Raw genomic sequence first — 10,096 nt, forward strand, 5'->3', positions numbered from 1 at the left:
GGCGCCTTTAGACGCGTGCCGGAAATCCAAGGGTTATACCCTAAGAGCAAACCACCCCTTTTAGGGGTGGTTTTGATTTTATGTCGCCAAGTACGCCGCCAAATAACCACCAAATACTGATCCAAGGTCTGTATGCGATGGCCTTCGCATCCCGTAGGGGTGCCGGCAGATTGCGCACGTCCTGGCCGATCGTGACCGCAACATGTTGGTCAAGCACAATCTTTTGGATTCTTTTGGCGTGAGCGGCTTGGTTTTGGTAGGATTTGTCAGCGGCTTGACTAAGGGGGTTTTATAACTGCCGTGCAGGTAGCCGTGTTGGTAACGTTTTACCGATTTGCCAAGAACCCCTCATAATTAATGCGTCTGCAAAATGACCAATTGCTTTGACCTGCTGAAACACTATATGTTGTGTTTGACCTAAAAAAAGAATACAGGATATAGATGCCTCTTTGTCGTATGATAGATGGCGGACAGAGAACGAGGACCTTATTCGCCCCATTTGGATGGATCTTCGAGCCCCTTGATTGGCTGCGAGGATTGTCCGCATGAGGGCCTATGGTTTTCGAAAACACAGATTGCGCGACGGCGCCGCAAGACAGGGGCAAGCCCTGCCGGGCATCGTTTGGCTCTGAAGCGCAATACGATTTCGACGCGAAAGAGGCAAGAGGATGAAGATCATCAAGCGCAGCGGCACCGAGGTTGTCTTTGACATCGATAAGATCGTCAATGCCATCCGCGCCGCAAACTTGGAGGTCGAGGAGAGCTCTCGTCTTACCGACCGCCAGGTGGTTTACGCGGCACAAAACGTCGCCGAGGCATGCGAGAACGCGGGCCACACCGTGTCGGTCGAGGAGATTCAGGATCTGGTCGAGGACGAGATTATGCGTCTCGACTGCTACGAGGTCGCTCGCCATTACATCATCTATCGTTATGTTCAGAGCCTGAAGCGCCAGAAGAACACGACCGACGACAAGATTCTGTCGCTGATTGAGTGCAACAACGAAGAGGTCAAGCAGGAGAACTCCAACAAGAACCCGACCGTCAATTCCGTTCAGCGTGACTACATGGCCGGCGAGATCTCCAAGGACCTGACTCAGCGTGTGCTGCTGCCCCAAGAGATCGTGGATGCCCATAATGAGGGCCTGATCCATTTCCATGATTCGGATTACTTTGCCCAGCACATGCACAACTGCGATCTGGTGAACCTGGAGGACATGCTCCAGAACGGCACTGTTATTTCGGGCACGCTGATCGAGAAGCCGCACAGCTTCTCGACTGCCTGCAACATCGCGACGCAGATCATCGCTCAGGTTGCTTCCTCCCAGTACGGTGGCCAGTCGATTTCGTTGACCCATCTTGCCCCGTTCGTCGAGGTGAGCCGTCAAAAGATTCGCGGCGAGGTCGCCCGCGAGCTCGAGGAGCTCGGCGTTTCCGCATCTCCCGAAAAGGTCCGCGAGGTTGTTGAGGACCGTCTGCGTGACGAGATCCGTCGCGGCGTCCAGACGATTCAGTATCAGGTCGTGACCCTTATGACCACCAATGGCCAGGCGCCGTTCGTGACGGTCTTTATGTATCTTAACGAGGCCCGTACGCCTCAGGAGAAGCACGACCTTGCCATGATCGTGGAGGAGACGCTTCGCCAGCGCTACGAGGGCGTTAAGAACGAGGCCGGCGTATGGATCACCCCGGCATTCCCCAAACTTATCTATGTACTCGAGGACGATAACGTTCACGAGGATTCCCCGTACTTCTACCTGACCCAGCTGGCTGCCAAGTGCACTGCCAAGCGTATGGTGCCCGATTACATCTCCGAGAAGAAGATGCGTGAGCTCAAGCTGTCTAAGGGCGAGACCGCCGGCAACGGCGATTGCTACACCTGCATGGGTTGCCGCAGTTTCCTGACGCCTGACCGTTCGGGCAACGGCTTTAACAATGTCGCCAACGCGCTGAACTACGACCCGGCCAAGCCTAAGTACTACGGTCGCTTTAACCAGGGCGTTGTGACCATCAACCTGCCCGATGTCGCACTGAGCTCGCATCAGGACATGGACAAGTTCTGGAAGATCTTCGACGAGCGCCTTGAGCTGTGCCACCGCGCCCTGCTGTGCCGTCATGAGCGTCTGATGGGTACGCTTTCGGATGCCGCACCGATTCTTTGGCAGTACGGTGCCCTCGCCCGCCTGAAGAAGGGCGAGACGATCGACAAGCTGCTCGTGGGCGGTTACTCCACCATTAGTCTGGGTTATGCCGGCCTGTATGAGTGCGTCAAGTACATGACGGGCCACAGCCACACCGAGAAGGAGGGCACGCCCTTTGCCATGGCCGTCATGCAGCGCATGAACGACAAATGTGCTGAGTGGAAAGCCGCGAGCGACATCGATTTCTCGCTGTACGGCACGCCGCTGGAGTCGACGACGTATAAGTTCGCCAAGTGCCTGCAGCGCCGTTTTGGCATTATCCCGGGCGTGACGGACAAGGGCTACATCACCAACAGCTACCACGTCCACGTGTCCGAGGAGATCGACGCATTCGACAAGCTCAAGTTCGAGGGTATGTTCCAGCAGCTTTCGCCGGGCGGTGCCATCTCCTACGTCGAGGTTCCCAACATGCAGGACAACCTCAAGGCTGTCATTCGCGTGATGCAGTACATCTACGACAACATCATGTACGCCGAGCTCAACACCAAGAGCGATTATTGCCAGGTGTGCGGTTACGACGGCGAGATCAAGATTGTCGAGGATGACGGCAAGCTGGTGTGGGAGTGCCCCAATTGCGGCAATCGTGACCAGGAGAAGATGAACGTCGCCCGTCGCACGTGCGGTTACATCGGTACCCAGTTCTGGAACCAGGGCCGAACCGAGGAGATCCGCGACCGCGTGCTGCATCTCTAATAACCATCCCAGGCCGCCCCGTAGCGAGGCCCCGGACCTTTACTCGCTATTTCGGACAGTCCTGGCTCACGACGGAGGCGCCACTGGCGCCTCCTGTTCGTGCGGAACTCATATCGAGCAAAGGTCCGGGGCCTCGCTACGGGGCAGTCAAGTTGACGTAACTGAGATGCAGCTCGTGGTCTGCTCACTCCTCGAAGTTCTTAGCGGACATGAGTTGACTTGCAACAACGCTTTGCTTGCGATGACGGTTGAGCTGCAACAAAGTTTTTATTAGACCTCGAACCCTATACTCGATGTTCGCTACGTTCATTGAGTATCGCTCGCGAGGGGTCTGGAGTATATCGTCCCGCCCGCAGTTCTGCAGCGAGCGCAGCGAGCGAAGCTGTTTGAGGACGGGATGATATACTCCAGACCCCCAGAAAGGTTACCTATGAACTACGCGAACATTAAGTATTTCGACATTGCTGATGGGGAAGGCGTTCGTACTTCTCTGTTTGTGAGTGGGTGCCGTCGTGGGTGCAAGAATTGCTTTAACTCTGTTGCGTGGGACTTTGCTGCGGGCGAGTCCTTTGATCGCACCGTCGAGGACAAGATTATCGAGAGCCTCGATCATCCCTTTATTGACGGCCTGACGATTCTGGGCGGCGAACCTATGGAGCCCGAGAATCAGGCGGGACTCGTTGAGTTTGTCGAGCGCGTTCGTGCCGCTTATCCTGCGGGGTCAGGAAAGACCATTTGGTGTTTTACCGGCGACGTGCTCGAGGAGCTTATGCCGGGTGGTCGTCACCATACCGAGGTCACGGACCGTATCCTTGCCTGCCTCGATATGTTGGTGGATGGCCCGTTTGTTCAGGATCTGTACGATATCTCATTGCGCTTTAGGGGCTCGAGTAACCAGCGTGTGATCGATATGAACGCCACGCGCGACCGTGCTGAGCGCGAGGGCGTTATGCTTTGTGATGCGGTTGAACTTTGGCGTGATGATCCGGTCTATTCGACCCATACTATGTAGCTTGTGGTCGATGCCGAAGAGCGTGGTACCATAGCGCGAACGCAAAATCGGAAAAGTGAGGCCCAGATGGTCGATCAGGAAAAAGTCGAGGCCGCCATTAAGCTGTTGCTTGAGGGCATAGGCGAGGACCCAACTCGTGAGGGCCTGCTGGAGACCCCGGCGCGCGTTGCCCGTATGTATGGTGAGATCGCCGGCGGTATGGACCAGAGTGCCGAAGAGCACCTGTCCAAAACCTTTGCCGTCGCCTCGAACGACTTGGTTATCGAGCGCGACATCACGTTTTACTCGCTGTGCGAGCATCATCTGCTGCCGTTTTATGGCAAGGCTGCGATCGGCTATATCCCTAACGGTCGCGTGGCGGGTCTGTCTAAGCTCGCTCGCACGGTTGAAGTCTATGCCCGTCGTCTGCAGCTGCAGGAGCAGCTGTGTGCGCAGGTTGCCGACGCTCTCATGGATTATCTCGCTCCCCAGGGAGCGATTGTGCTCATGGAGGCTGAGCATATGTGCATGACCATGCGCGGCGTGCAAAAGCCCGGCACCAAGACCGTGACGCTCGCTCGCCGCGGCGTCTTTGAGACCGATCCCGCGCTCGAGGAGCGGTTCTTTAGGATGCTGGGCCGATAGCATGAGGGTCGTCAACGACTTTACATCGAAGACCGATGAGGGGACGTCGCGTCGCGGCTTCATGGCTTCGGGCCTGGCCCCCTTTGGTGCCATGCCTCGCATTGATTACATTTGTGCCAACGGGCTGTTTCGGCGGCACCTGGGCAACATTGCGCAGTTGGAATCGGGGCGCATCTTCTGCCGCCACGGTATTGACCATCTGCTCGATGTCGCTCGCATTATGTGGATCAAGAATCTCGAGGAGCAGCTCGAATTTGACCGCGAGGTCATCTACGCCACGGCACTTCTTCACGATATCGGCAAAGATGAACAGTATGAATCGGGTATATCCCATGATGTTGCAAGCGAACGCGTCGCTGATGCGATTCTCGGCGGCATGCCCGATGATGTGGCGTTTGAGCCGGCCGATGCCGCAGCCATTAAGACGGCCATTCTGGGCCATCGAAAGCTGCGCGTGAACAGCCAACCGCTTGAGCGTCTGCTCTATGCAGCCGACAAAGCGTCGCGCGCCTGCTTTGCATGCCCCGCGCGCAATGCTTGCAACTGGAGCGATGATAAAAAGAACCTGTCGATTCGCGTATAGTTAGTTTGCGCGGTCGGGGTTCTAAACGAAGGAGACGATCGCGATGAGTAACAAAAAGCTGCCCGAGAATGCAACCAAGACTGAAGGCGCCGAGCTCGCCCGCCGTGGCAGGGGCGAAATATCCACCGCAACGGCGGTGCCCCACGTGAGCTATGACGATCTGCGCCATGCCGACCGTATTGTCATTGACGGGCTTGAGGTTTTTGCCAACCATGGTGTGTATCCCGAGGAGAACGCGCTGGGCCAGAAGTTCATCGTGTCCTTGGTGCTCTATGCCGACCTGCGCGCTGCGGGGGAGCACGATAACCTGGACGCCTCGATTGACTACGGCTCGGTGTGCCACGATGTCGATGGCTATCTGCGCGAGCATACGTTTAAGCTCATCGAGGCGGCAGCCGAGGGTGTGGCCCAGATGCTGCTGCGTCGTTACCCCCTGCTGCTTGGCGTGCACGTTAAGCTCGATAAGCCTTGGGCGCCCGTCGGTCTTCCCCTGGCAAGCTGCGGTGTCGAGATCGAGCGCGTGCGCTAGTCGACGCTAGAGCTTGTTGAGGGGCGGCTGCTTGAGCCGCTGCGACAGAGCTCTATTGTTGGGACAGTACGTGTCGAGCAGGGCGTGAAACCGCTGATTGTGGCTTGGCTCGAGCAAGTGGACGAGCTCGTGGGCGACAACCATGTCGAGGCATTCGATGGGATAGGCGGCAAGTTCGCGTGCGATGCGAATGGCGCCGGATTTGGGAGTGCATGAGCCCCAACGCGTTTTCATGCTGCGTACGGAAACGCGAGAAACGGCGACACCCATTGCGATTTCGTATGCGTGCACCATATCGCGCAGCGCCGATGTGACTTCGGACGTATAGAGCTGGTCGATGTGGGCTTGGAGCTCATCGGACGTTAGGCCGTCGAGGATTGCGTGCCGCTTGGTCTGTGGGCCTTCGTCCGATTTATCGGTACCCATAAAACTTGCGAAGGTGGCCTGTTTGGGTCGCGGTGCGGGCGATGCAAAGTTGTGATCGAGCGCATCTTGTACCGTGATGGGCTTGCCCCAAAGTGCAATGATGGACGAGTGACTGAGCGGCTCTCGCGCCGTCGCCTGACGTTGCTCGCGCTGGGCAAGTCGGCTGATAATCCAGGCGCTGTTGCGTTTCACAAACGCTTCTATACGCTCGCGAGTGGCGCTGAGCGGTGCGCTTGCGTGGACCTCGCCGCTCGATGTGACGCGTAGGTTGAAGTTCTTGACGCGCTTTTTGGTAACGACGACGGGGATGGGCGTCCCATCCGGTCGGGATACGGAAATCGTAAACTGCTGCGCCAAAAGCGGTCCTTCAGATTGGGGACGGGCCGGCATGTCGACCGTTCGGCATGCCGGCCCGCTCAAGGGATGTGAAATTAATAACGCTCAAAGAAGGCAAGCGCGTTGTCGCTGCAGAGCTTCTGCATCACGGTCTTGCCAAAGTGCTTGGAGAGCATGTTCTGGAACTCGGGCATCTTGCTGGCGTCGGAGAGGAAAGCGGGCACAGTGGCACCGTCCCAGTCGCCGCCGAGCGCGATGACGTCCTCGCCGTCCAGGTCGAGCCAGTGCTCGATATGTGCCGCTAGCTGGTCGAAGGTGACGTCTGCGGCGGTCTTGTCGGTTGCGTCGTTGGAAAGGAACTCGCTGCAGTAGTTGAGACCGACGATGCCACCCATGTCGCGAATGGTGCGGAACTGGTCGTCGGTGAGGTTGCGCTTGACGCCGCAAACCGCACGGGAGTTGGAGTGACTGGCGACGAAGGGGCGCGTGGCGTGGGCGACAACCTCGTCAAAGCACTCATCGTTGAGGTGGGAGACGTCAAGCACCATGCCGGCGTGCTCCATCTGCGTAAGTGCCTCGATGCCGGCGGCGGTGAGACCGGCGTGGGTATCGTGTCCGCTCGCGAGCGGCCCCTGCGCGTTCCAGCTGAGTGATGACATGAGCACGCCCAAGCTCTTGAGCACTTCGATCAGTGCGGGGTCCTCGGCAAAGAACGTGGCGTTTTCGATGGTGTGGATGCAAGCGACCTTGCCGTCCTTGAGCGCGGGACGAATGTCTGCGGCGCTGCGCACGTTGACCATGCGGTCGTGGTTGAGCATTGCCTGGCCGCTCATGTGCGCCATGATCTGCGCCTGGAAGCGCGCGGCGTGGGCGGTGGGAATCTCGTCGGGGACAAACGTGGCGAAGCACTGCGCCCACGGCGTGTTGCCGATCTTTGCGAGCGATATGGCGCAGGCGTTGCCCTCGATGAGGTCGAAATCTTGCGGATGCGTTTCGTCGCCGGGGAAATAACCGTCGGTGCCGGCGGTAAAGCGCAGGTCGAGATCGAGCGTGGCCCAGCCGATGCGGTCGGCGGTGTCGCAGTGTAGGTCAAATACGGGATATGCCATGGTTCCTCCGGTTGCAGCGTTTCTTTGCAAACTGTCTTTGAATTGTATGACTAGGGTATAGTTAGCGCCATATGTTCATGGCGGCCCACGTTGTGCGCCGCCCTTATCACGGAGGTTACCATGTCCAACCAGGGCAAGAAGGTCAAGACTCATTATCGCGGCACGCTCGACGACGGCACGCAGTTCGATAGCTCCTACGATCGCGGCGAGCCGCTGGAGTTCACCTGCGGCGCCGGTCAGATGATCAAGGGCTTCGACGCCGCTGTTGTCGACATGCAGGTGGGCGAGAAGAAGACCGTGCACATTCCTGCTGCCGATGCCTACGGCGAGCACAACCCCGAGATGGTTATTACCTTCCCGGCCGAACAGGTTCCCAACATCGAGCAGATCGAGAAGGGCATGAAGCTTTTCCTGTCCACGCCGAGCGGCATGCCCGTCTCCGCCGTGGTCATCGACGTAACGCCTGAGGCCGTGACGCTCGACGCCAACCACGAGCTGGCCGGCAAGGACCTCAACTTTGATATCGAGCTCGTTGAGGTCGAGGACTAGGCTATGCCTGTGAATCTGGTTTCGACAGCGTGTCTCGGAAATCTCAACGACCCGTCCTATGAGCTTTTGCTTCGCCGGGAGCTGGGCGGTGTCTTTGGGGTCGATGAGCTACTACTCGATTGGGACCAGGCCGATGCCCGCACATTTGTGGGCGTGACGGAGCTGGGGCGTACGGTCGATATTCGGCTGGGCGCTGCCGATGGCGATCGCCTTGCCGATGGCGATGTGCTTGTCATCGACCGTTCGGGCATAGTGCCCGTGGTGGTTGTCGTACGTCTGCGCAGCGCCGAGGTTTATTTGGTCGAAGTTGACCGCATGGACCCGATTGCGCTCGCGCATGCGTGCTGGGAGATCGGCAATATGCATACGCCACTTTTCCGAGGCGATTCGGACGAGCATACCGTGCGCATGTATACGCCGGTGCAGCCTGTTTTGGGCCGCATGCTCCGGGGCGTCGAGGGCGTTCGGCTCTCGGTGGTTACCCGTGAACTCGATTCGGACCGGCGCTTTGCGTCGAGTGCGGCGGATGCCGTTGTGAGTATGGCTCCAGACTTTACGATCGTAAAGAAGCCGCGCGGTTAACGTGCGTATAAGTAAGACGGACTTTGAGAGGCAACTATTCAAAGTCCGTCTTTCTGTTGATGAGATGCTGTGGGGGAAAGCATATGGGTCTTGAAGGAATCAAGCTGATTGCATGCGATTTGGACGGTACGTTGCTGCATCCGGGGGAGCGCGAGCCGCGTTCCGAGGCCTTTGAGCTCATCGATGAGCTGCATCGTCGCGGTATCGTGTTTATGCCGGCGAGCGGCCGTCAATATGCGAGCTTGCGCTATCTGTTTGCCCCGGTGGCCGATGAGCTCGCCTATGTATGCGAAAACGGAGCTCTGGTGATGAGCGAGGGGCGTGCCGTTGTCAAGCGCTCCATGGAGCGTAGCCTTGCTATGGATATCGCGAATGCCGTGGTTGCGTATCCCCATGCCGACGTGACCCTTTCGTGTGAGGGGCACCTTTACACCATAAGCGGCAACGATGCGTTCGTCGACCATTTGCGCTATGAGGTCCACTGCGATGTGGCGGTGGTCGACCGTCCCGAGGACATTGACGAGGATGTCATTAAGATTGCGTTTCAAACGCCTGAGACAGAGCAGCCGGCGGCGCTGGAGTATTTTGTGCGTCGCTTTAGCGATCGGGTTGATGTGATGACGTCGGGAACCGAATGGACGGACTTTATCGGCTTTGATTCGGGTAAGGGTTCCGCGCTTGCCGATTACGGTCGTGCCCTGGGAATTTCGCCCGACGAGATGATGGCGTTTGGCGATAACGAAAACGATCGCGACATGCTCAACGTCGTGGGCCATCCCTATCTGATGGAGAACTGCAACCCCACCATGCGCGGCATCAACGACCGCGTCCGTTACGTGCGCACGGTCGAAGAAGAGCTGCGTCGCCTGCTCGCCGAGTAGGCATGTCCCAAACATCTACCGGCAGTCGGGGCAGAGACCCTCGAAGATGGTGTAGTGCGACGTGACGTGCCAGCCGATTTGCTCGGACGCTTTGGCGTCGAGCTGGGCATCGAAGGGGAGCGGTACGTCGATGACGCGGCTGCATGAGGTGCAGATGATATGCGCATGCGGCTCGATCGTGCGATCGAAGCGGCTGCCGCCCGGCGTCTTGATGGAGAGAATCTCGCCGGCGTCGGCCAAGAGATTGAGGTTGCGGTAGACCGTGCCGCGGCTGATCTTGTCATCCTGTTCGCGCACGGCGTTGTAGATTTCGTCGGCGGTGGGATGGTTATAGCTTTGGCGCACGGCGTCAAGAACCAGCTTTCGCTGCTTGGTATTCCTTCTTTGCACCGCCATGCGCCTCGCCTCTTTTCTATCAACGGCCGTAGGTAAATGATACCGTATTTAGCACACAATACTAATAACGAGGCATGAAACCGTCTTCATTGGTAAGTGGGCCTTGATTATCGACTTCATCCGAACACCTCCCACATTCATCCGCACATGTACGGATGAATGTGGGAACCCGATACCC

Annotated in this window: 11 protein-coding genes; 8 read left to right on the forward strand and 3 right to left on the reverse strand. The window is 57.9% G+C overall.

What is annotated here, in order from left to right; translation table 11 throughout:
• The first annotated feature begins 668 nt into the window (after positions 1–668).
• The 5 genes from nrdD (at position 669) to folB (ending at position 5,639) form a co-directional block, all read left to right on the forward strand.
• Positions 669–2,891 (forward strand): anaerobic ribonucleoside-triphosphate reductase, encoded by a 2,223-nt coding sequence (gene nrdD / locus I2H19_RS09425; protein WP_195622503.1) that lies wholly within the window; start codon positions 669–671, stop codon positions 2,889–2,891.
• Between the two features lie 430 nt (positions 2,892–3,321).
• Positions 3,322–3,903, forward strand: coding sequence for an anaerobic ribonucleoside-triphosphate reductase activating protein (gene nrdG, locus I2H19_RS09430; protein ID WP_195622504.1), 582 nt, complete (start codon positions 3,322–3,324; stop codon positions 3,901–3,903).
• Between the two features lie 66 nt (positions 3,904–3,969).
• Positions 3,970–4,527 (forward strand): GTP cyclohydrolase I FolE, encoded by a 558-nt coding sequence (gene folE, locus I2H19_RS09435; RefSeq protein WP_022094399.1) that lies wholly within the window; start codon positions 3,970–3,972, stop codon positions 4,525–4,527.
• A gap of 1 nt (position 4,528) precedes the next feature.
• A complete protein-coding gene (locus I2H19_RS09440; RefSeq protein ID WP_171021502.1) occupies positions 4,529–5,110 on the forward strand; it encodes an HD domain-containing protein in 582 nt (193 codons plus the stop codon).
• Between the two features lie 43 nt (positions 5,111–5,153).
• Positions 5,154–5,639, forward strand: coding sequence for a dihydroneopterin aldolase (gene folB, locus I2H19_RS09445; protein ID WP_195622505.1), 486 nt, complete (start codon positions 5,154–5,156; stop codon positions 5,637–5,639).
• Between the two features lie 6 nt (positions 5,640–5,645).
• Here the strand turns inward: folB and I2H19_RS09450 are convergent, their stop codons facing one another.
• Together I2H19_RS09450 and I2H19_RS09455 are read right to left on the reverse strand one after the other, a co-directional pair.
• Complete coding sequence (locus tag I2H19_RS09450) at positions 5,646–6,422, reverse strand: M48 family metallopeptidase (RefSeq protein ID WP_195622506.1); 777 nt, start codon at positions 6,420–6,422, stop codon at positions 5,646–5,648.
• Positions 6,423–6,496: 74 nt separating this feature from the next.
• Positions 6,497–7,510, reverse strand: a complete 1,014-nt coding sequence (locus I2H19_RS09455) for a dipeptidase (protein WP_117766076.1) — start codon at positions 7,508–7,510, stop codon at positions 6,497–6,499.
• A gap of 120 nt (positions 7,511–7,630) precedes the next feature.
• Between I2H19_RS09455 and I2H19_RS09460 the strand changes: the two genes are divergently transcribed.
• The 3 genes from I2H19_RS09460 to I2H19_RS09470 all read left to right on the forward strand — a co-directional run bounded on the left by I2H19_RS09460 (position 7,631) and on the right by I2H19_RS09470 (position 9,522).
• Complete coding sequence (locus I2H19_RS09460) at positions 7,631–8,059, forward strand: FKBP-type peptidyl-prolyl cis-trans isomerase (protein ID WP_195622507.1); 429 nt, start codon at positions 7,631–7,633, stop codon at positions 8,057–8,059.
• A 3-nt stretch (positions 8,060–8,062) separates the two neighbouring features.
• A complete protein-coding gene (locus I2H19_RS09465) occupies positions 8,063–8,641 on the forward strand; it encodes an urease accessory protein UreE (RefSeq protein WP_195622508.1) in 579 nt (192 codons plus the stop codon).
• Positions 8,642–8,724: 83 nt separating this feature from the next.
• Positions 8,725–9,522 (forward strand): HAD-IIB family hydrolase, encoded by a 798-nt coding sequence (locus I2H19_RS09470; protein ID WP_195622509.1) that lies wholly within the window; start codon positions 8,725–8,727, stop codon positions 9,520–9,522.
• A gap of 15 nt (positions 9,523–9,537) precedes the next feature.
• Here the strand turns inward: I2H19_RS09470 and I2H19_RS09475 are convergent, their stop codons facing one another.
• Positions 9,538–9,918: a Fur family transcriptional regulator gene (locus tag I2H19_RS09475; protein WP_192934621.1), complete on the reverse strand. Its 381-nt coding sequence runs from the start codon at positions 9,916–9,918 to the stop codon at positions 9,538–9,540.
• Positions 9,919–10,096 lie beyond the last annotated feature (178 nt).

The organism is Collinsella aerofaciens (assembly GCF_015560135.1).
In the GTDB taxonomy this organism is placed as follows: domain Bacteria; phylum Actinomycetota; class Coriobacteriia; order Coriobacteriales; family Coriobacteriaceae; genus Collinsella; species Collinsella aerofaciens_AN.

Bases quoted from the DNA above. Each gene is read 5' to 3' on its own strand.
- nrdD (WP_195622503.1), top strand. From the start codon at position 669: ATGAAGATCATCAAGCGCAGCGGCACCGAGGTTGTCTTTGACATCGAT.
- nrdG (WP_195622504.1), top strand. From the start codon at position 3,322: ATGAACTACGCGAACATTAAGTATTTCGACATTGCTGATGGGGAAGGC.
- folE (WP_022094399.1), top strand. From the start codon at position 3,970: ATGGTCGATCAGGAAAAAGTCGAGGCCGCCATTAAGCTGTTGCTTGAG.
- I2H19_RS09440 (WP_171021502.1), top strand. From the start codon at position 4,529: ATGAGGGTCGTCAACGACTTTACATCGAAGACCGATGAGGGGACGTCG.
- folB (WP_195622505.1), top strand. From the start codon at position 5,154: ATGAGTAACAAAAAGCTGCCCGAGAATGCAACCAAGACTGAAGGCGCC.
- I2H19_RS09455 (WP_117766076.1), bottom strand. From the start codon at position 7,510: ATGGCATATCCCGTATTTGACCTACACTGCGACACCGCCGACCGCATC.
- I2H19_RS09460 (WP_195622507.1), top strand. From the start codon at position 7,631: ATGTCCAACCAGGGCAAGAAGGTCAAGACTCATTATCGCGGCACGCTC.
- I2H19_RS09465 (WP_195622508.1), top strand. From the start codon at position 8,063: ATGCCTGTGAATCTGGTTTCGACAGCGTGTCTCGGAAATCTCAACGAC.
- I2H19_RS09470 (WP_195622509.1), top strand. From the start codon at position 8,725: ATGGGTCTTGAAGGAATCAAGCTGATTGCATGCGATTTGGACGGTACG.
- I2H19_RS09475 (WP_192934621.1), bottom strand. From the start codon at position 9,918: ATGGCGGTGCAAAGAAGGAATACCAAGCAGCGAAAGCTGGTTCTTGAC.